This is a genomic window from Desulfonatronovibrio magnus (assembly GCF_000934755.1).
Classification (GTDB): domain Bacteria; phylum Desulfobacterota; class Desulfovibrionia; order Desulfovibrionales; family Desulfonatronovibrionaceae; genus Desulfonatronovibrio; species Desulfonatronovibrio magnus.
Genome location: NZ_KN882178.1, coordinates 61,810 through 81,760 on the forward strand (window position 1 = coordinate 61,810; position 19,951 = coordinate 81,760).

A 19,951-nucleotide genomic window follows, 5' to 3' on the forward strand; every position below is an offset into this window, starting at 1 on the left:
ATGGTGAAGAAAAAAAATAAGAAAGACCTGTATCTTGTGCACTTGAGCATTCACGGCCTTGTTCGCGGGCAGGACATGGAGCTTGGTCGTGATTCAGATACCGGAGGACAGGTAAAATACGTTGTAGAACTTGCCAGAGCACTTGGTAAACGACCTGAAATCAAGAGAGTAGATCTTATTACGAGAAGCATTATTGATCCCAAGGTAGATGAGAGTTATGGCAAAACCATTGAAAAGATCAGTGATAAAGCCAATATCATCAGGGTTCCCTTTGGCCCAAAAAGGTATTTGCGCAAAGAAGTTTTGTGGCCGTACCTTGACGAATTTACCGACAGAGTTCTGCAATATTTCAGAAGGGTGAGAATGGTTCCTGATCTTATTCATGGGCACTATGCTGATGCCGGACTGGCAGGAGCCAGACTGGCCCAGCATCTCGGCGTACCTCTTGTTTTTACCGGTCATTCTCTTGGCATGATCAAAAAACAGAAACTCTTAGACAAAGGGCGTTCTGCTGAGTCTATTGAATCAAGATATAATATGTCCGCGAGAATTGAAGCAGAAGAGATGGCCCTGGGCAATGCATCTCTTATAGTGACCAGTACTAATCAGGAGCGGGAGGATCAATATAAAGAGTATGACAACTACCACCCCAAAAGGATGAGAGTAATACCTCCGGGAGTGGATTTGGACAGGTTTTTTCCGTACAAAAGGGGTCAAAAAAGGCCTGCCATTGCACATGATCTGGACAGGTTTCTTGAAAAGCCCAATAAGCCTGTGGTTCTTGCTTTGTCGCGTCCAGATGAACGTAAAAACATAAACACTCTAATCCATGCTTTTGCCCAAAGCCAGAAGCTCAGGGATGAAGCCAACCTCGTGATCATTGCAGGTAACAGGAATGATATCAGAAAAATGGACAGTGGCTCCAAAAAGGTTCTGGTTAATATTTTACTTGATATCGACAAGTATGATCTCTATGGCATTGCAGCTTATCCCAAAACTCACATGGCTGATGACGTACCTGAACTTTATCGTCTGGCTGCCAGGACCAAGGGGGTGTTTGTTAATCCAGCTCTGACCGAGCCTTTTGGTTTGACCCTGATTGAGGCTGCGGCGAGCGGTCTTCCTCTTGTGGCTACTGATGATGGCGGACCAAGGGATATTGTGGCCAACTGTCATAATGGCATTCTCATAGACCCTGTTGATGCTGAAGCAATGGGTAAAGCCATAGAACAATTTATTGAAGACAAGCAGAAATGGAGGGCAGCTTCCACTTCAGGTATTAAAGGCGTAAAGTCTCATTATTCATGGGATACCCATGCTGTGCGCTATATTAGAGAAATATCCAGCATGATATCTCCAGTGGTTGAACCCAAGCCCAGACTGCCCATCATCAAGAGCAAGCTTCCGGTTTCAGAAAAAGTTTTTATCACTGATATAGACAATACTCTGCTTGGTGACAGAAAAGCTCTAAAAAAACTTTTAAAATATATGCACAAGCATAGGGAGAAGCTTGTGTTCGGGGTTGCTACAGGCAGAACATTAGAAAGCACCATAAATATTCTTGAGCAGGAAAAGGTCCCATTGCCGGAAATTCTCATTTGCGCAGTGGGCAGTGAGATATATTACGGTCCCAATATTCTGCGAGATCATGGATGGAGTAAACACATAAATTATCGCTGGAGGCCTGAAAAAATCAGGGAAGTGATGAAAGAAATATCCGGGGTTGAGCTGCAGGCCGATGAAAACCAGCGTCAGTTCAAGCTCAGCTATAATTTTGATCCTTCTGAGTTTTCAGGTATTCGTCAGATTCGCAAACTTATGCGTCGTAATGATCTGCATGCAAAGATAATCCATTCTCACGGCAAATTTCTTGACTTTCTGCCGCTCAGGGCTTCAAAGGGGCTGGCCATCAGGTATATATGCATGAAATGGGGAGTTGATTTTAAGAATGTCCTGGTTTCGGGTGATTCCGGTAATGATCGGGAAATGCTTTCTGGAAGCACCTTGAGTGTTGTTGTGGGCAACTACAGCTCTGAGCTCAAGAATCTTCCTGAAACCCCGACCATTTACTTTGCTACAGACAAATATGCAGCTGGAATTATTGAGGGCATGAACTATTACGGATTTTTGGAGGAAAATAATGTTGATTAAAAGTGGCCAGGTGGACTTGGATTCTCCTGAGATCAGGAAAGCAGCCTATCTTTTTTTGCGTGAGCTGATAAAAAAAGAAAAGGTATTTTTGCTTCGTTCTGAACTACAAGATATCATTGAAGATTTTTTTAAGGATGATGAAAACGAGGCCTGTCAGGAAGAGTTGGTTTTTGACATTTTCAGAAGTACTCAGGTGGCCTGCATATCCAACCCCTGGGTCTATCTTTCTGTCAGACCCCAGGTTGGTACATGGCAGTATTTTCGTTTTCATGTAGATGATGTTCTTTTTGATGAAATCGAGGTTCAGGACTACCTGCGCTTCGAAGAAATGCAGGTAAATAACAGCGCGTCTACTGATGATTTTCTGCTGGAGATCGATCTTGAACCATTTAACCGCGATTTTCCTCGGCTCAAAGACTCTTCCTACATAGGAAAAGGCGTGGAATTTTTAAACAGGCATCTGTCAGGGCGTTTTTTTCAGCCCAACAAAATGGGTCACGAGAGACTTTATGATTTTTTAAGGCTGCATCAGTGCGAGGGGTGTACCCTGATGCTTAACGATAGAATTGATTCACCTGCAGAACTCAGGACCTCACTGCGCAAGGCAGTGAGATTTCTGAAGAAAAAGGGGAAGAATGTCACCTGGGATGATGTTGCCAGAGATTTGAAAGTTTTGGGATTTGAACCAGGATGGGGAAGGAAGAACGATATCATCATTGAAAATCTTGAGCTGCTGTTGGAAATCCTGGAAGCTCCAACCCCCACAATCCTGGCAAAATTTTTAAGCAGGATTCCCATGCTTTTTAAGCTGGTTATTGTTTCTCCGCACGGATATTTCGGACAGTCCAATGTGTTGGGCATGCCTGATACCGGCGGACAGATAGTTTATATTCTTGATCAGGTCCGTGCTCTGGAAAAAGAGATGTATGTGCAAATTAAGGAGCAGGGACTGGATATAGAACCTCAAATTATTGTTTTATCCAGGCTGATTCCTGAAAGTGGTGAAACTACCTGTAACCAGCGTCTGGAAGATATTGTGGGGACTCGAAATGCCAAGATTCTGCGCGTGCCTTTTCGCTATCCCAACGGAGAAATTGTCCAGCACTGGATTTCCAGGTTTCATGTATGGCCATTTCTGGAGAGATTTGCCTTAGATGCCACCAATGAGGTCCAGGGAGAACTGGCTGGCAGACCGGATCTCATAATAGGCAATTATTCCGATGGCAACCTTGTGGCATCTCTCATGTCCAAAAAGCTTAAGATTACCCAGTGCAATATTGCCCATGCATTAGAAAAATCCAAATACCTTTTCTCTTCCCAGTACTGGAAGCACAATGAAACTCAGTATAGATTTTCCAGTCAATTCACTGCAGATCTGATTTCCATGAATACTGCGGATTTCATCATTACCAGCACATATCAGGAGATTGCAGGCACTGAAGAAAGTGTTGGCCAGTATGAAACATATCAGTCGTTTACCATGCCTGAACTTTACAGGGTGCTCAAGGGGATTGATGTTTTCGATCCCAAATTTAATGTTGTTTCTCCAGGCGCTGATGAAAACGTATATTTTCCTTACTATGATAAAGACAGGAGGCTGACAGAACTGCACGAGGAGCTGGAAGAATTTATTTACGGCTCTGAAAGCGATTTTGCCAGGGGAAGTCTAAAGGATCGGGATAAACCAGTCATTTTTACCATGGCCAGGTTGGACAAGATCAAGAACCTGCCCAGCTTAGTGCGCTGGTACGCTCAAAATGAGAAATTACGGGAACTGGCCAATTTAGTGGTGGTGGCTGGCTACATAAACAAGGATGAATCCAAGGATGAAGAAGAGCGTGCCTGCATTGACGAAATGCATGGCCTTTTTGATGAATATGGGCTGGGAAGTCAGGTGCGCTGGCTCGGATCAAGGTTAGACAAGAACCTCACAGGTGAGCTCTACAGATATGTGGCTGATTCCAGAGGAGTTTTTGTACAGCCGGCTCTATTTGAAGCCTTCGGGCTGACTGTGGTAGAGGCCATGAGTTCAGGGCTGCCGACATTTGCAACTATTTTTGGCGGACCATTAGAAATTATTGAGCATGAGGTTTCAGGTTTTCATATTGATCCAACCCATGGGGAAAAAGTTTCAGAAATGCTGGTGGCCTTTTTCGAAAAGTGCCGGCAGGAAACGTCATACTGGGAGGAAATTTCCGGCAGTGGTATTAAAAGGGTTGATGAAGAATATAATTGGAGACTTTATGCTCAGAAACTTCTTTCTTTTTCCAGAATTTACGGATTCTGGAAATATGTGTCCAACCTTGAAAGAGAAGAGTCAAGACGTTATCTTGAAATGTTTTACTCACTTAAGATGCGCAGTCTTTCTCAATGAAAGGCATTAGGTATAAGGCTGAAGGGGGGAGGCTGAAGGGGGGAGGCTGAAGACTGAAGGCTGAAGATATAAGGCTGAAGGCTGAAGGTTAAAGGGGGGAGGCTGAAGGCTGAAGGCTGAAGGGGGGAGGAGAAGGGTGAAGGGATTGGATTTTTTATCGCTCCCATGCTGGAGCCTGGTAGCGATTTTTGGAAATTAAATCAGCCGGTTACAGGTTTCACATTTTTACATATGATTGATTCTCAATTGCCAGAAAAGTTCCGTCAAAGATGGGAATTTTGCGCCTGGCACAGCTTCCTGCCCGGAGGCTTACAGCCCGGAGGGAGGCTGTCCCTCGCTGTGTAAATTTTTCCACTGAAGCATATTTCTTCCAGGAACCAATGCAGCATCAATCTTTTTTATAGTACCTCGCGGGGACTGTCCCAATTTCCAAAAAAGTGGCAGACTCTTAAAGTTACTCCCAGGTTCGGACCCGGTCACCCTGGTGAGGTGCTTACAACCAGGAACGAAGAACGAAGAACGACGAACCAAGAACGAAGAACCAAAAACATTGAACTTTCAAGCAAGAAAATATGGATAGTCAATTCAGACAGAACAGGCTGACTGGAGAGTGGGTGATTTTTTCGCCTTCCAGGCGCAGACGCCCAATGGACTTTGTACGTGATCTCAAGCCGTCAAATTTGCAGGAGTATGACTCTGAGTGCCCCTTTTGTCCCGGAAATGAGCAAAAGCTCTCTAAGATTGCGTATGAGGTCAGGAGTAAGGACAAGGCAACCTGGGCGACCAGGGCTGTGTACAATAAGTATCCAGCCCTGACCGTTAACGGCAGACACAGTAGAAACTTAAGCGGACCATACTTAAGCGGAAATGGCTATGGTTCCCATCTGGTCATACTTGAATCTCCCAGACATGATCTTCAGTTATCCATTATGGACCGGGAAGACTTGGTGGTGGTCGTGGAAAGTTACCACCACTGCTACTCCATGTTGGCTCAGGATCCAAATATTATGCTTATCATGCTTTTTAAAAATTATGGCGAATCAGCAGGCGCTTCCCTGTATCACCCCCACTCTCAGGTAGTTGCGTCGGCTGTTGTTCCCAGATTTATCAGGGAAAGAGAGCGAGAGGAGCAGCGTTATTTTGATGAGTATGGTCGTTGCGCCATGTGTGACATAATTGAGTTTGAGATAAACGAGGCTAAAAGGGTGATCTTTCAAAATCAAAATTTTGTAATTTTTGTTCCTTTTGCAGCTGAAGTGCCTTGCGAGCTGTGGATCGTTCCCAAAAAGCACAGTGCAGATTTCAATGATATTTCTGAAGTGGAAAAAGTAAGTCTTGCTGAATGTCTTGAAGTTGTCATGAAAAAGATGAGTAATCGCCTTAATAACCCAGATTATAACTTTGCACTCAACTCATGCACTCGGTATAAAAATAACGAACCCCAACTTCACTGGTACCTGCGTATTGTACCCAGGCTGACTACCAGGGCCGGGTTTGAAATAGGATCAGGAATGTGTATTAATCCATCTTTGCCTGAGATTGATGCCGAATTTTTGCGAGGATGACTTTAATGGGCATTCATTATAGACTGAAATATACTTTCTATTTTGCCTGTTTGCTCCTGGGGCTGACTGTCTTTGTGCTTCCTGTTCACGCGGACAAGCCTTTCATGCTCTTTACTCCAGACTGTCTGCCAAGGACAACCATCAGCATCAATGGGCATGATCTAACCGTAGAGGTCGCCACTCAGGCTTACACTGGACAAGGGCTCATGTACCGCACAGAACTTCCCTGGAATCATGGCATGCTTTTTGTTTTTGAGCCACCTCGGACTACTGCCATGTGGATGCATAACACCTATATTCCACTGTCTGTGACATTTCTTGATGAAAGCGGAGTGATTCTTAATATAGAGGATATGGAACCAATGAGCAGGGAACTGCACTACTCTCAAGGTATGGCTGCTTTTGCTGTGGAAGTTAATCAGGGCTGGTTTGAACAGGTTGTGGCCAGTCCGGGTGACAGGTTTAACAATCTTCCTGAAAGATGAGTAATAGCTTAGACTTACTTAGTAGCTCTTCACCCGGTGGGGCCGAGACCGAACTTGCGGGTAACTGTCTTTAAAGTGGAGCCTGCATCCTGCAGGCTATTTAATTCCAGGCGGCTGGAAGCCGCCTCCACCTTGAAGAACTGTCACATATTTGTTCCCCTGGGGCGGCCCGGGACCGAACCTGCGAGTAACTGTCTTTAAAGTGGAGCCTGCATCCTGCAGGCTATTTAATTCCAGGCGGCTGGAAGCCGCCTCCACCTTGAAGAACGGTCCCATATTTGAAAATTGGGACAGTCCCCGCGAGGTACTATAAAAAAGATTGATACTCCATTGATACTCCATTGGTTCCTGGCAGAAATTTGCTTTAATGATAGAATTTTCACAGCGAGGGACAGTCCCCCTCCGGGCTGTAAGCCTCCGGACAGGAAGCTGTGCCAGGCGTAAAGCTCTCATCTTTGACGGAACTTTTCTGGCAAATGTGCATCAATCATAAGCAAAAAACGTAAAAATGTGAAAACTGTAAACATCTGATTTTATTAGCAAAACGATTGTAGTTGCTTGTAAGCTCTTCACCCGGGGGGACCGGGACCGAACGTGTGAGTAAATAAAAATCAGTCTTAGCGCGTTAGAGATTGCCGCGCTCAAAGACTCGCTCGCAATGACACCTGAGCTGTCAGGAATGTAGTTGCTCAAAACCTGTCACCCACAAGTGAGCCTAAGCGACCGAAGCAATCTGTACTGTAAAACCATAATACTCTGATTTTATTAGCAAAACGATTGTAGTTACTTGAAAGCTACAAAAAAATGGACCGCCGATCGAGTCCGGGGTGACGATTAAAGCAAACTATTACTCTTTATCGTCATTCCGGCGAAAGCCGGAATCCAGTTTTTTTTGTTCTCAGGCGGGAGCCTTGGAACGATGGTATAAGTTACTCAAAGTTTTGGCCCGGGGTCGCCTGGTGAAGCGCTTCCATCAATGATGGGAACTATGCTCCTGATCTGGTGAGGAAGAAAAAAGATCACGTATCTTTGGTTCCAATCTTTGTGGTCTGCCTGTTTCAGGGTTGACCGGACACCACAATGTTCTGGCTCTGGCCAGTAATTTTTCATCGTGAGCACGTATTATCTCTGTATTACGCTCAAAGCTCAGCCGTTTAGCTTTTCCTATCCAGGTTTTGACAATAATTTCTTCATCCTGCATTGCAGGTGATTTGTAATCAATTTCATGTCTTAACACCACCCACATTGTTTTTTTCTGTTCTTCAGGTGTAGTCAGGGCTTGCCAGTGGGCAACGGCTACGTCCTGAACCCAGCGCAGGTAGATGATATTGTTCACATGCCCCAGTTCATCGATGTCTGAAGGCTGGACTTGAATTTTAATCTGATGAGTTTTTTCTTCTTGCATATAGTTTTACTTGAGAGTTCAAAGTTTCTGGTTCCTGGTTGAAATAAATAAAGTTAATAAAATTGGTGAGATACCTGGTCTCCCCCGTAAGATATGCTGATATGCTAAAAAAAATATCCGCCAACCATACCTTAATGAGGGATGGTATTACACCGTGCTGTGCTCTAAATATGCCAGAGCGGTGTTACATCAACCTTTAGATTTGCCTCACTTTCTAATGCGTAAAGGGTCAACCGTATGCTCTGGCCTTGGCCCTGGCGGCCTGATCATGCTTATCCTGGGCCTTGAGGGTTTCAGCAAGGTCCAGCCAGAAATTAGATACATCGGGTCTTAAGACAACACTCTGTCTTGTCAGGGATTCAGCAATTTGAGGATCGTCTCCGCTTTCTAAGTAGATTCTGGCCATAAGGTTCAGAGAAAAAGCATCTCTTGGATTGTTGATCAGAGCCTGATGCAATAATTCTCTTGCCTTTTCCTTGTCTTCCTTTTTCCAGGCCAGCCTTGCCAGATGTCTTGGGGCCAGGGGTTCGCCTTCAGGGGTGTTTCTGGCCTTGTTATAGAACTCGTCCGCTACATCCAGCTGACCAGAGTTTTCAGCAATCTGGCCAAGCCTGAACAGGCTGAAAGCGTGCTCGTCATCAATTAGCAGACATTTTTCAAAGGCTGCTTGCGCTTCTTTTATATCCATCTGCTTAAGACACACACATGCGAAATTATAAATTGCCATGAGATTGGAGTCGTCAAGCGCTGTTATCTCCAAAAAGTGTTTTCTGGCCAGATCCATTTTACCCAGCCTTGCATAGCATATTGCAAGGGAGTTGCGGGCCAGAATATTGGATTCGTCGGCATTCAGGGCCAGTTTATACTCTTCCATGGCTGCGAAATTATCGCCCTGGGTGAATAACTGGTCTGCACTGACTGTGAGGGTAAGGCTGTTAAAAACTGCAATATGGGGAAACTGGGTCAATGCGGCGTGGGCCAGGGCTTTGCGGCAGTTTTCCAGTGTATCCATTTTAGAATAGCTTAAGCAGGGAAAAAAAGAAATACCTGCTTGCAGTGTAATTTCATGCTCATCACGCATTTTAGTGCAAAATTCTGTCAAGGCATCTTTTGCCTGGTCAGGGGTATGACGGGACAGATAAAATATCAGGCATGTTGCACTGTACCTTCCTCCGAGCAGATCCTGGGAAAAGATACTTTTCATGGAATAGACAATGGTCTGGATGAGTTTTTCTCCTTCAATGCCATTTTCAGGTTCATTATTGTACATGTCCTGAATTTTAAGCATGAACATGGAAAACTGTTCCGCATCGTTACGTTGCCTGGTCCACAGGGAAATGAAGTTTCTATATGAATAAAGTCCGGTAAGGATATCCTTTTGAGGGTCATCGTGTCCGCTTATGCCTTCTTTTTCCAGGAGACTGTCTTTATCCTGCAGCAGACTAAGCTTGTCACCAGGCTCAATTTTCCAGGTAGGATCATTCAGGTATAGCAATTCAGCTATGGAAATTCTGTCCTGAACTTCCAAAATGGTTATTTCGCCCTTGTGGATTGGCGGGTAATGCCCCATGGATGACTTGCCCGATTCAGGCTGGACTTTGGAGTGGCCATTGAACTTCCCTGACCAGACCATGAATTTCTGACCTTCTGCAGCATCTACATGTCTGCCCAGATTGACAACCAGTCTGTCTAAAGGGAGGTTTTCGATAACTGAGCCACCATTGGACAGCAGTTTTCCAAAGGAATAAGCCCGGTTTCTGCCATTTTCCTTAGCCATTTCCATGGCCTGAGTGGCCTTGTGAATAATTATCCTGCTCAGTTCATACGGGCTTTTTCTAAATTGAGCTCCTCTGATATCCTGAGGAAAAAAAGATGAACCTGCACTCAGGGAAATGTTTAACTTCTCTCCGGAAACATCGTATTCAAATATCAGTTCTCCCACCTTGCAGCGGATTGTATCTGTAAGATCAATACATTTTTTTTGAGAAGTCTGGGGCCAGAAAACTGCAAAAGTGTCATTTCCAAGTCTGGCTGAAATAGCTTGCTCGGGTATTAAGCTTGATATTTTCTTGGCAAGCTTCTGCAGAATTTTATCACCAAAGGCAAAGCCATACGTGCTGTTGATGCGTCTGAAGTAGTCAATATTAAAGATCATTACACAAAAAGAAGCACTGTGGCGGTCTGGCCCATTATCCATGGATGCTCCCGGTCCAGGGGTAATGCTGGCCAATACAGCCTGAACTTCTTTTTCCACAAGGGAGCAAAAGTAGTCATTATTGTAGAGACCGGTCAAGGAGTCATTGACGCATTGCTTGCGCAGAACAAGTTTTTCAAGAGTAATACCGGTAATGGTGGACAGATAAGGTTTGAGCACTTTTAATTCCTGGTTTTTTGTACCCTTGGCAAGGAAAATACCCAGCACATCCCCATGCATGACAAGAGGAAGGAGGATCCTGTCTTTTTCAATGACAGGCACAGTATCGGAACCGTTCTGCATGGCTTCGGGTATTTCACGGGGAAAATACAGGCTGTAGGTTGAAAAAGTAAACAGCTGTGAAAGGGAGTTTTTTAGAGTGGATTCAAACCTGATGAGATCGCTTTTGTCGAGAACTGTTTGCATAGTGATGATAGTCTCTTTTATGTGACTGGTTTGTTGCGGAAGAATTTAATATTTTTTGAAAACCTCACATTCATGAGACAGGTGGGTATCTGAAGATCCAGACCCCGTAACGCATGCGAAGGTCTAAACTGTTACAGCAGTTTTAATAAATCCAACAAAAAGATGTTTTCAAAAAATGTCAAATGCTTGCTTTGCTGTTGAAAATTGGGTTATTAAGCTATATAGGTTTAGCTCATAACATGTGACTATTTTTAGCTTCATCCTCATTCCGGTTCCCGTTACATATAATAAACGGATAAGAGGGGAATTTTCGTAACAGTTTAGCCATTTGCATGTGGCACGGCTTCCTGCCCGGAGGCATACAGCCCGGAGGGGGACTTGCTCTCCCAGCCCTTGTTTTATTAAGTCTGTGTTTTACATCAACAAAAAACAAGGGCTGGGGTGCCTGTCCCCTGCTTTCCTTAGAAAAAGGCTAAACTATTACGAATTTTCTATGAAGTTACTGAAAATGGTTTAACTGTTATTTATATATAAAGCCTGAATGACTGTCCAGTTTTTTGCATGGGAAGCGTTGGTCGTTCCTGAAAACTTAAAATAATAGCTGTTTATCATAGCATTACAGCGACATGTATTCAGCAATGATAAAAATGGAGGAGAATTATGGATATGCTTGATCTGATTCGCAGCAGAAGAAGTGTCAGGAAATTTACTGACCAGTTAGTTGCGCATGAAGACATAGTCAAGGTTCTTGAGGCCGGCCGGTGGGCGCCAAGTGGTTTAAACAATCAACCCTGGCGATTTCTGGTAATCATGCCAGATGATAAGAGGAAGGCGGAGTTGGAGAAATATACCAAGTACGCACATATTGTTAGGGGCTGTCAGGTATTGATTGCGGTGTTTTTAAGTAAAAATGCCAAGTATCATCATGAAAAGGATTGTCAGGGTGCAGGTGCCTGTGTAGAAAATATGCTCTTAGCCATTCATGCCCTGGGTCTCGGAGGTGTCTGGCTGGGAGAGATTATTAATCAGGAGCCGCAGGTGCACAAAGTATTGGGTACTGACCCGGAAGAGCTTGAATTAATGGCGGTTGTGGCCTTGGGTCATCCTGCTGCTCCGGGATCCTCCAGGAGAAAAGAGTTGTCTGAACTGATGATTGAGCCCCTTGTATGATGAGGATCTCACCCTGGATGAACTTAGTCAAGCCGACATATAACTGGATATCCCCATTTAGAATGATATGTAAAAAAATAGGAATTTAAGGAATATTTATGATTGAGATTAGAAAATTTTGTTTAGGAGCTTTGGAAACAAACTGTTACCTGCTGCATAATAAAGCTGAAGCCATTGCCATAGATCCCGGGGGGGATCCCTTGTCTCTTGTTGCCTACTTGCATGAGAATGGATTAAAGCTTGTGCATATTCTTAACACTCATCTGCATTTTGATCATATTCAAGGCAATGCTGCCCTGGTTTCTGAGACAAATGCTCCAGTCTCTGCGCCTGAAAAAGACAGATATCTCCTTGATACAGAAGTTGGGGGAGGAGGTTTTATGGGCTTCCCCAAAACACCGTCATTTTCTTTTCAGGATCTGCAGGAGGGTGATAAAGAATTTCTCGGCGTGAATTGCCGTATTTTGTGGACTCCAGGGCATACACCTGGCAGTGTGTCTTTTTATTTTCCTGATGTAGACGCGGTATTTGTTGGTGATCTGATTTTTTACAGGTCTGTGGGGAGAACTGATTTTCCTGGTGGTAATGCCCAGACCCTGAAGGAATCAGCCAGTAACAAAATATTCACTTTGCCCGACAATACAGTAATTTATTCCGGACACGGTCCTGAAAGCAGGGTGCTGGATGAAAAGCTGCATAACCCGTTTTTTCATGAATCAAAAATTATCTGACATACGGGTTCAGCAGCATACTATTTTCATTAATCAGGGCGGTACAGCCAAGATTGCCGAACTGATCAATCAGGGACTGGTACAAAAAGGCTGGGACAGTCGTCTTCAAGGTGAAATAGATGCCAGGATCGGCGCAAAAACAGGTCCGACTTTTACAGATTCGGACCTTCTCCACATTCATTCGACCTTGAGCTGGGCTGCAACCCTTGAGAAATGTCATAAAAATAATATCAGGCCGTACATTACCCTGCATGATGTCACCCTTTTAACGGGTGGATGTACTTATCCCCTGGAATGTACAAAATGGAAACATGGCTGTCCGGAGTGTCACAGAGGCTACCATGGTTCCAGCAGAACATGTGAGGATATTCGCCATTTAGTGGCAACTATTAATCCAGTATTGATCAGTCCTTCAGAATGGCTGGGAAAGATGGCCCGGCAGGCCTTTCCAGGGCAGACTGTTCATATTGTTCCCAATGGCGTTAAACCGGATGTTACAGAAGAGCAGGCCATGAATGTTCTGCATAACTTTTGTGGACGAATTGTTCTTTTTGTGGCGCATGGCGGTACTGACGCCGGTTATAAAAGTGGTGACAAGTGGTTGAGCATCTGGAGCAGGATTAAGAAGAAAGTGCCAGAAGCCAGAGCTCTTTTTATCGGCAACCGGCAAGCCAATAAGTCCGGAGATGTTTTAGAACTTCCCTACCTGCCCAATGAAGCTGTTCGTGGCATAATGCAGCAGGCAGATGTTCTGGTTTATCCATCTATGGCTGACAACCATCCCCTTGTGGTGCTGGAAGCAATGATGAGCAAGTTGCCGGTAGTGGCATTTGCTGTGGGTGGCATTAGCGAACAGATCAGGCATGATCAGACTGGGATTCTTGTCAGGCCGGGAGACTATGAGGAATTAGCAAGTCAGGCTGCAAAACTGCTCAAGCATCCTGCTCAGGCAAAGGCCATGGCTCGCAGGGCAAGACAGGTTGCTCTTGACAATTTTAATGTATCAAGAATGGTTGAAGATTATACAAAGATATATGAGCAGGCTTGAGATTATTTTTTTATATTTTAACTAAAAATGACCCTCAATGGAGAAGAAATGAACAAAGAAGCAGTATGGCTTGATCTGCGCAGCAAATGTTGAGGTTTGGGGCTGGAGGTAGGTTGGCACCTCCGTTTTTCCAAAGGTGACAATATCAAAATTCTGGCTTTGAAGGATGCCCGGCAACAATTAGAAAATGTTTTGCATATTCATCCAGAATGGAAACTAAGTATTATTGAAAAAAACGATCACCTTGAGGCTGATTTTGTTCGCAGGAAGAATATCTATGTCAAAGACTGATGTCCTTGTTCTTGGCTGCAGCCCTAGAAAAGATGGCAATAGCGATTATGCAGCCCGAATCCTGCATAAGCTGGCTGAAGACCTGGAACTGGAATCAGAGCTGTTGTTTTTGCGTGACTACAAGGTTCGTCCATGTATCGGCTGTCACCAATGTGCCCTTAGACAGGATTTTGCCTGTATTCTGGATTCCTCTGATGACTGCAGAACAGTTTTGCGCAAAATTGATCATGCCGGTTTGTTATGTTTATGTTCCCCCATATTCTTTTATCATCTCCCGGCCGGGTTTAAAGCGCTTATAGACCGCTCCCAGAGTTATTACGAGCGGTGGATGAAAACAAAATCATCAAGGTTTGACAGAAAAGCTTTGTGTGTGCTGCTGGCCGGACGTAAAAAAGGGGATCTGCTTTTTTCAGGGAGTCTGCTGACACTCAAGTATTTTCTCGAGCCTTTTTACTATGAGGTTTATGATCTTTGTCTGCGTGGAATTGACTTGAAGGACGACCTTGTCAGGGATGAGGCGGGTCGGACACAAATCAGCCGTTTTGCCGGGCAGTATATGGAAGGGGGATAATACCAGGTAATATACTGTATTCCTTTGAAATTTCGTATTACACCAATGTTTAATTTTCATAAAATTTTCAAGTTTTCAGAAGCTCTTGTTGGGCGAAGATGTGCTATTTGTTCTGTAGTACTTGAGGAGTTTGGTCCAGGAATAATTTTATGCGATGGCTGCCAGAATAATCTTGCTCAGAGACTTGGTGGTTTTTGTGCCATGTGCGGGAATGTTTATGCTTTGGAAGATGATGCCACCTACCTGTGTACAAGGTGCAGAACATCTCCATTTTCATGGTCTGCCCTTTCTTTTTATTCTGTGTATCAGGGACTGCTCAAGGATATCATACTCAGATATAAATTCAGCGCTGACCTTGGTCTGGGGCAGGTATTGGGCAACCTTCTATCCGCAGCTGCGGCCCGACATCCTTATGAATTCATGGATTTGATCATACCTGTACCTCTGCATGATCTGAGGCTGAAACACAGAGGGTTTAACCAGAGTTTTGAACTTTGCCGAATTCTTGGAAAAAAAATCAACCTGCCGGTGTGCAGGCAGGCTTTAATAAAAATCAGGCATACACCTGCTCAAAGCCTTATGAGCAGGAAAGAGCGTCTGGAAAACATTAAGAATGTTTTCCATGCCTGCCCGGATACAATTAAAGAAAAAAAAATCCTTCTGGTGGACGATATTATGACTACTGGATCAACACTGGAGGAATGCAGCAAAACCTTGTTAGGGTCAGGAGCAGCTGAAGTCAGAGTAGTTGTTCTGGCCAGAGCGGTCTGAAGCGGGCTGCGCGTTATCAGTTATTTGTTATTTGTTATCAGGGTAAGGCAGTGAATTCAGCCTTTTGTTTTTCAACAATTAACTGATAACAATTTCCTGTTTTTTCTACAGGCCTGAAACGGTAAGTGCTAAGCACCAAGTTTCAGGAAATTTTGCAAGGTTTGTTCTTGACGAAAGTCCATGATGAAGTGTATGCATCTTCTTTTGCATTTTGGGAGGTAAAAAAATGTTTGCAATTATAGAAAGCGGTGGGAAACAATTTCGAGTCAGGGAAGGACAGCAGCTCAAGGTAGCCAAAATGGCTGATGAAGCTGGATCTGAAGTAATAATTGACAGAATTCTGGCAGCGGGCGATCAGACTGAGGTCAAGTTTGGTCAGCCGTTTATTGAGGGTGCGAAAGTTGTTTGTGACGTTCTAAGTCATGAAAGAGACAAGAAAATCATAGTCTTCAAGAAGAAAAGACGCAAAGGTTACAGCAAAAAACAGGGACATCGTCAGGACTTTACCAGGTTGTGGGTAAAGACCATTGAGGCATAGTCCGGGGAGGTTTTAAGTTATGGCTCATAAAAAAGCTGGTGGTAGTTCCAGAAATGGAAGAGACAGTCAAGGGCAGAGAAGAGGCGTTAAGAAATACGGTGGTCAGTCTGTAAGAGCTGGAAATATCTTGATCAGACAGCTTGGCACTAAGGTTCATCCAGGAGAGAATGTGGGCATGGGTAAGGATTATACATTGTTTGCCCTCATTGATGGACATGTCAAATATGAAAAGTATACCCGCAAGAAACGGATTAAAACCAGGGTCAGTATAATTCCTGCTGCTTAGCCGTTTTTTATATTTTTTATAATTCTTTAAATAGCCGCCTGGTCAGCCAGGCGGCTATTTTTTTTAGCAAAGGGTTAGAGTGCAGTATGAGATTTGTGGATGAGGCTGAAATAACCGTACGTTCAGGCAAGGGTGGTAATGGTTGCGTGTCCTTTAGAAGGGAAAAGTTTATTCCCAGGGGAGGGCCGGACGGTGGAGATGGAGGCCGTGGCGGAGATGTCTATTTCCAGGCTGATGACAAGTTGCTTACTTTGTACGATTTTAAACATAAGCGCGTCTATGAGGCTCAGAATGGACGTCCCGGCATGGGCAGGCAACGTTTTGGAGGACATGGCCAGGATCTTATAGTCAAGGTGCCGCCCGGTACTCAGGTATATGAGATACATGATGATCGCAAAGAGCTGTTGGCAGATCTTGTGCAGGATGGTCAGCAATATTGCATTGCTCAGGGAGGAACAGGCGGCAAGGGTAATGCTCATTTCAAGTCATCAACAATGCGTGCCCCAAGATTTGCGCAGCCAGGCCAGGAAGGCCGGGAACTCAGAATTCGTTTAGAATTAAAAGTGATAGCCGATGCAGGGGTTATAGGTCTGCCCAATGCAGGCAAGTCAACTTTTCTGACCCGGGTTTCAGCAGCAAGACCCAAAATCGGAGCATATCCATTCACCACCCTCACCCCCAACCTTGGTGTATTAGATGATGATCGAGGCACAAGAATGGTTATGGCTGATATTCCGGGGTTGATTGAGGGAGCCCATGAAGGTCACGGGCTTGGAGACAGGTTTCTAAAGCATGTGGAAAGAACCAGGTTTCTGGTGCATCTGCTCAGCGTAGATGATCTTAACCCTGAGTTTCCCATGGAAGGTTTTGACCTGATAAACCGAGAGCTGGCAAGGTTTTCTACAGCACTGGCCAGTAAAGAACAAATCCTGGTCGTAAATAAAATTGATCTTGTTAATGAACAGGAAATGGATATAATCAAGTCCGGCATCTCAGTTCATGGTGATTGTGTCTTTTTTATTTCAGCCCTTAATGGCACAGGGATAGACGAGTTAATGCAGGTCATATGGGCTAAGTTTTATAACTCTCAAGATTTTACGTAACTTCAATTTTATGAACAAAAACAGATCCAAGGTATTGGAAAATGCAGGGCGCGTGGTCATAAAGGTGGGCAGTGCCGTGCTTACGTCAGAGGATGGCTTAGATATGAGGGTTGTGACCAGACTGGCGGATCAAATTTCCCTGCTGCATGACCGGGGAGTTGATGTCATTCTGGTTTCATCAGGAGCGGTTGCAGCTGGGCGCAAACTGCTGTCATCCTGTAAGGCCAAAAGCGATCTTGTATTCAAGCAGGCTACTTCAGCTATAGGTCAGAGCAGGTTGATGCATGCCTATGACGAGGTTTTTGGGAGATATAAAAAAATTACCGCCCAGATACTTTTGACGAGGGATGACCTTAACAGCAGAGAGCGCTTTATCAATGCCCGCAATACAATGCTTCAGCTTTTGAGCTGGCGGGCTATCCCCATCATCAATGAAAATGATACTGTAGCGGTACAGGAGCTTAAATTTGGGGATAACGATGCCCTGGCAGCGCTTATTCTTAATCTGGTGGAGGCTGATCTGTTTATTAACCTCACCTCGGCAGATGGAGTCTTCATGGACAATCCCCTTGAAAATCCAGACGCAGAAAAACTGTCTTGTATCGAAGACATTAAGGGGTTGCCTATAGAAAATATGTGCCGGGGCAAGTCAAGCTCAGGCAGTGGTGGAATGTACAGCAAGCTTCTTGCTGCCCGCAAGGCTGCACAAATAGGTGTTCCCACCCTGATTCTTGCAGGCAGGGATCGTTTCTGCTTAGAAAAGGCTTTTGACGGGCAAGATATCGGAACCTGGATCATGCCTTGTGATAAAGTTATTTCCAGCCGCAAGTTCTGGTTTGCCTATAACCTTGAGCCGGAAGGTACAATTAGTATTGACAAGGGGGCGGCCAGAGCGGTTTTTGAGAAAGGCAAGAGTCTTTTACCTGCAGGAATTGTAGATATCCAGGGAGATTTTGGCAAGGGCGCTCTGGTAAAAATTGTTGAACAGGGGGAAATAAGAATATCAGCAGTTGGGCTGACCAATTACAAGGCAAGCGATCTGCAGCTGATCAAAGGTAAAAAATCCAGTGAAATTAAAAACTTAACTGGTGAATGCCTGTATCCTGAAGCCATTCACAGAGATAACCTCTTGCTGGATGCCATTGGGATATGACTGCACCTTCGGACTTCAAAACTTTTATCCCACCCCTGCTCAGCCTGACTGGTCTTTTTTTTCTGAACTTTCTGACCAGGATAATTCTTTCACCTTTTCTCGTATATATAAGGCAGGATTTTGATCTGAGCATTGCCCAGTCCGGTGAGCTATTTCTGCTGCTTTCCCTTGGCTACAGCATTGGACTTTTTGGTTCAGCCTTTATTTCGTCACAAATAAACCACAGAACAGTAGTTATTATTTCAGCTCTTGGCGTTGGCGCAGCCTTATGCATAGCAGCCTTGAGTGTGTCAATTCTTCAGTTAAGAGCATGCCTGCTGGTTACTGGTCTGTTTGGAGGGTTGTATTTTCCTTCAGGCTTTGCTCTGCTGACTTCCATGGTAGTGCCTGCTCACTGGGGTAAAGCCATTGCGATTCATGAGATAGCACCCAATCTGAGCTTTGTAACTGCTCCACTTCTCGCTGAGCTATTCATAAGGACAGGGCTTGGGTGGCGCTGGATGCTTGTGCTGGTGGGTTTGTATGCGTTTCTGGCATTTGTAATGTTTGTCAGGATATGCCGCTGCGGGGAAGAAAAGACAGAAAAACCCAACCCCTCAACTTACAAACAGGTGGCAAGGAAACCGGCTTTCTGGGCTTTGCTGGTATTTTTCAGCCTTGCTGTAGGTTCTACCCAGGGGGTCTTTGCTCAGACCCCCATGTATCTGATAACATCTACCAGTATCAATCCAGACTGGGTAAACTATCTGCTGTCCATTTCCAGAATTTCAGGAATATTTCTTGTATTCTGGGCCGGATATATGGTTGATACACTCGGTGTTCGGCGATCCTTGTTTATTTTTATGGGCTTGACCGGTCTGTGCACCATGGGCCTGGGAGTTCTGGGCGGCAGCCTGTTAATAGCAGCAGTAATTATCCAGCCAACCATGGCCAGTTGCTATTTTCCTGCCGGTTTTGCGGCCCTGTCCAAAAGCTTTTCAGCTGGCATGCGTCCCATTGCCATTTCTCTTATTATTCCCACAGCAGTCCTTGTGGGAGGTGGAGTTATTCCCACTGTACTAGGCTATTTTGGAGACAAAGATATGTTCGGCACCGGGTTCATGCTGCTGGGTGCTGTCATCTGTTTGAGTGTAGCGGCCATCCGCATGCTTCCTGTAGATGAATGACAGGTAGACGCGTAAGATTGAGCCCGGTCAAGGGATGTTCAGTATTGACCTTGAGATCAGGGCATCTCCTTTTTGGTTATGGCATCTTTTTTAAGGGTATCCAGAATATCTGAGAGCACCGGTTTGACATTTTCCCTGATGTCTCCGGCAACTATGATGAACAGCAGGTCATCTCCAGGCTTGAGAACACCCTGGTTGGCATGAACAACGATTCGGAAAATTCCTGTCCTTTTTTCAAATTGTTGTCTGATCTCCTCAATTTTGTTAAAGTTCGGTATAACTTCAATTTTAGAGACGCTGGAACGATCTTTTCTGGACCAGGACCTGACTACTCCGTTGTGCACCAGAAGCATGCCGACATTATCTGTGAACCCTGGCTCTTTTTTTAATTCACTTATTGCTTTTGAAATATCCATAAGTAAAATCCTCTGGTAAAAAAAAATCGTAACAGCTAAGCCCTTTGTCTGTGCCATGCTTTCCTTAAAATGGTCTAAACTGTTACCAATTATCTTTAACCTGTTAA

The 19,951-nt window shown here is 44.6% G+C and carries 18 protein-coding genes; 15 read left to right on the forward strand and 3 right to left on the reverse strand.

What is annotated here, in order from left to right; genetic code table 11:
• The 4 genes from LZ23_RS17160 (at nt 1) to LZ23_RS17180 (ending at nt 6,575) form a co-directional block, all read left to right on the forward strand.
• Nucleotides 1–2,151: an HAD-IIB family hydrolase gene (locus LZ23_RS17160; RefSeq protein WP_157493306.1), complete on the forward strand. Its 2,151-nt coding sequence runs from the start codon at nt 1–3 to the stop codon at nt 2,149–2,151.
• The gene (locus LZ23_RS17165; protein ID WP_045216195.1) at nt 2,141–4,525 is read left to right on the forward strand and encodes a sucrose synthase; all 2,385 of its coding nucleotides are present in this window, start codon (nt 2,141–2,143) and stop codon (nt 4,523–4,525) included. Before LZ23_RS17160 ends, LZ23_RS17165 begins: the two co-directional genes overlap by 11 nt.
• A gap of 572 nt (nt 4,526–5,097) precedes the next feature.
• On the forward strand, nt 5,098–6,090 hold the full coding sequence (gene galT, locus LZ23_RS17175; protein WP_045216198.1) for a galactose-1-phosphate uridylyltransferase: 993 nt from the start codon (nt 5,098–5,100) through the stop codon (nt 6,088–6,090).
• Nucleotides 6,091–6,095: 5 nt separating this feature from the next.
• Nucleotides 6,096–6,575: a DUF192 domain-containing protein gene (locus LZ23_RS17180; protein ID WP_052507479.1), complete on the forward strand. Its 480-nt coding sequence runs from the start codon at nt 6,096–6,098 to the stop codon at nt 6,573–6,575.
• Nucleotides 6,576–7,548: 973 nt separating this feature from the next.
• On the opposite strand, the gene LZ23_RS17190 is transcribed toward LZ23_RS17180, so the two are convergent.
• On the reverse strand, nt 7,549–7,980 hold the full coding sequence (locus tag LZ23_RS17190; RefSeq protein WP_045216202.1) for an acyl-CoA thioesterase: 432 nt from the start codon (nt 7,978–7,980) through the stop codon (nt 7,549–7,551).
• A gap of 229 nt (nt 7,981–8,209) precedes the next feature.
• Nucleotides 8,210–10,600, reverse strand: a complete 2,391-nt coding sequence (locus LZ23_RS17195) for a GGDEF domain-containing protein (RefSeq protein WP_052507480.1) — start codon at nt 10,598–10,600, stop codon at nt 8,210–8,212.
• Nucleotides 10,601–11,260: 660 nt separating this feature from the next.
• On the opposite strand from LZ23_RS17195, the gene LZ23_RS17200 reads away from it, so the two are divergent.
• The 11 genes from LZ23_RS17200 (at nt 11,261) to LZ23_RS17250 (ending at nt 19,428) form a co-directional block, all read left to right on the forward strand.
• Nucleotides 11,261–11,770 carry a nitroreductase family protein gene (locus LZ23_RS17200; protein ID WP_045216206.1) on the forward strand — a complete coding sequence of 170 codons (510 nt, stop codon included), beginning with the start codon at nt 11,261–11,263 and terminating at the stop codon, nt 11,768–11,770.
• A gap of 98 nt (nt 11,771–11,868) precedes the next feature.
• Nucleotides 11,869–12,501, forward strand: coding sequence for an MBL fold metallo-hydrolase (locus tag LZ23_RS17205; protein WP_198146036.1), 633 nt, complete (start codon nt 11,869–11,871; stop codon nt 12,499–12,501).
• Entirely contained in the window at nt 12,455–13,549 is a 1,095-nt protein-coding gene (locus tag LZ23_RS17210) for a glycosyltransferase (protein ID WP_052507481.1), read from the forward strand. The genes LZ23_RS17205 and LZ23_RS17210 overlap by 47 nt, the downstream gene beginning before the upstream one ends.
• 96 nt (nt 13,550–13,645) lie before the next feature.
• The gene (locus LZ23_RS17215; protein ID WP_045216207.1) at nt 13,646–13,840 is read left to right on the forward strand and encodes a hypothetical protein; all 195 of its coding nucleotides are present in this window, start codon (nt 13,646–13,648) and stop codon (nt 13,838–13,840) included.
• Nucleotides 13,827–14,411, forward strand: coding sequence for a flavodoxin family protein (locus LZ23_RS17220; RefSeq protein WP_052507482.1), 585 nt, complete (start codon nt 13,827–13,829; stop codon nt 14,409–14,411). Before LZ23_RS17215 ends, LZ23_RS17220 begins: the two co-directional genes overlap by 14 nt.
• A gap of 45 nt (nt 14,412–14,456) precedes the next feature.
• Complete coding sequence (locus LZ23_RS17225; protein ID WP_045216326.1) at nt 14,457–15,182, forward strand: ComF family protein; 726 nt, start codon at nt 14,457–14,459, stop codon at nt 15,180–15,182.
• A 226-nt stretch (nt 15,183–15,408) separates the two neighbouring features.
• Nucleotides 15,409–15,720 carry a 50S ribosomal protein L21 gene (gene rplU / locus LZ23_RS17230; RefSeq protein WP_045216209.1) on the forward strand — a complete coding sequence of 104 codons (312 nt, stop codon included), beginning with the start codon at nt 15,409–15,411 and terminating at the stop codon, nt 15,718–15,720.
• Nucleotides 15,721–15,739: 19 nt separating this feature from the next.
• A complete protein-coding gene (rpmA, locus tag LZ23_RS17235) occupies nt 15,740–16,006 on the forward strand; it encodes a 50S ribosomal protein L27 (protein ID WP_045216211.1) in 267 nt (88 codons plus the stop codon).
• Between the two features lie 86 nt (nt 16,007–16,092).
• Nucleotides 16,093–17,109 (forward strand): GTPase ObgE, encoded by a 1,017-nt coding sequence (gene obgE, locus LZ23_RS17240; protein WP_045216213.1) that lies wholly within the window; start codon nt 16,093–16,095, stop codon nt 17,107–17,109.
• Nucleotides 17,110–17,119: 10 nt separating this feature from the next.
• Nucleotides 17,120–18,262 carry a glutamate 5-kinase gene (proB, locus tag LZ23_RS17245; protein WP_045216215.1) on the forward strand — a complete coding sequence of 381 codons (1,143 nt, stop codon included), beginning with the start codon at nt 17,120–17,122 and terminating at the stop codon, nt 18,260–18,262.
• Nucleotides 18,259–19,428: an MFS transporter gene (locus LZ23_RS17250; protein ID WP_045216217.1), complete on the forward strand. Its 1,170-nt coding sequence runs from the start codon at nt 18,259–18,261 to the stop codon at nt 19,426–19,428. The genes proB and LZ23_RS17250 overlap by 4 nt, the downstream gene beginning before the upstream one ends.
• Before the next feature lie 56 nt (nt 19,429–19,484).
• Here the strand turns inward: LZ23_RS17250 and LZ23_RS17255 are convergent, their stop codons facing one another.
• Nucleotides 19,485–19,844: a molybdenum cofactor biosynthesis protein MoaE gene (locus LZ23_RS17255; protein ID WP_045216328.1), complete on the reverse strand. Its 360-nt coding sequence runs from the start codon at nt 19,842–19,844 to the stop codon at nt 19,485–19,487.
• Nucleotides 19,845–19,951: the final 107 nt, after the last annotated feature.

What these genes read in the sequence shown, in the direction of transcription:
- LZ23_RS17180 (WP_052507479.1), top strand. Translation starts at nt 6,096, where the DNA reads ATGGGCATTCATTATAGACTGAAATATACTTTCTATTTTGCCTGTTTG.
- LZ23_RS17165 (WP_045216195.1), top strand. Translation starts at nt 2,141, where the DNA reads ATGTTGATTAAAAGTGGCCAGGTGGACTTGGATTCTCCTGAGATCAGG.
- rpmA (WP_045216211.1), top strand. Translation starts at nt 15,740, where the DNA reads ATGGCTCATAAAAAAGCTGGTGGTAGTTCCAGAAATGGAAGAGACAGT.
- LZ23_RS17200 (WP_045216206.1), top strand. Translation starts at nt 11,261, where the DNA reads ATGGATATGCTTGATCTGATTCGCAGCAGAAGAAGTGTCAGGAAATTT.
- proB (WP_045216215.1), top strand. Translation starts at nt 17,120, where the DNA reads ATGAACAAAAACAGATCCAAGGTATTGGAAAATGCAGGGCGCGTGGTC.
- LZ23_RS17205 (WP_198146036.1), top strand. Translation starts at nt 11,869, where the DNA reads ATGATTGAGATTAGAAAATTTTGTTTAGGAGCTTTGGAAACAAACTGT.
- LZ23_RS17190 (WP_045216202.1), bottom strand. Translation starts at nt 7,980, where the DNA reads ATGCAAGAAGAAAAAACTCATCAGATTAAAATTCAAGTCCAGCCTTCA.
- LZ23_RS17255 (WP_045216328.1), bottom strand. Translation starts at nt 19,844, where the DNA reads ATGGATATTTCAAAAGCAATAAGTGAATTAAAAAAAGAGCCAGGGTTC.
- galT (WP_045216198.1), top strand. Translation starts at nt 5,098, where the DNA reads ATGGATAGTCAATTCAGACAGAACAGGCTGACTGGAGAGTGGGTGATT.
- LZ23_RS17250 (WP_045216217.1), top strand. Translation starts at nt 18,259, where the DNA reads ATGACTGCACCTTCGGACTTCAAAACTTTTATCCCACCCCTGCTCAGC.
- LZ23_RS17195 (WP_052507480.1), bottom strand. Translation starts at nt 10,600, where the DNA reads ATGCAAACAGTTCTCGACAAAAGCGATCTCATCAGGTTTGAATCCACT.
- obgE (WP_045216213.1), top strand. Translation starts at nt 16,093, where the DNA reads ATGAGATTTGTGGATGAGGCTGAAATAACCGTACGTTCAGGCAAGGGT.
- rplU (WP_045216209.1), top strand. Translation starts at nt 15,409, where the DNA reads ATGTTTGCAATTATAGAAAGCGGTGGGAAACAATTTCGAGTCAGGGAA.
- LZ23_RS17210 (WP_052507481.1), top strand. Translation starts at nt 12,455, where the DNA reads ATGAAAAGCTGCATAACCCGTTTTTTCATGAATCAAAAATTATCTGAC.
- LZ23_RS17160 (WP_157493306.1), top strand. Translation starts at nt 1, where the DNA reads ATGGTGAAGAAAAAAAATAAGAAAGACCTGTATCTTGTGCACTTGAGC.
- LZ23_RS17225 (WP_045216326.1), top strand. Translation starts at nt 14,457, where the DNA reads ATGTTTAATTTTCATAAAATTTTCAAGTTTTCAGAAGCTCTTGTTGGG.
- LZ23_RS17220 (WP_052507482.1), top strand. Translation starts at nt 13,827, where the DNA reads ATGTCAAAGACTGATGTCCTTGTTCTTGGCTGCAGCCCTAGAAAAGAT.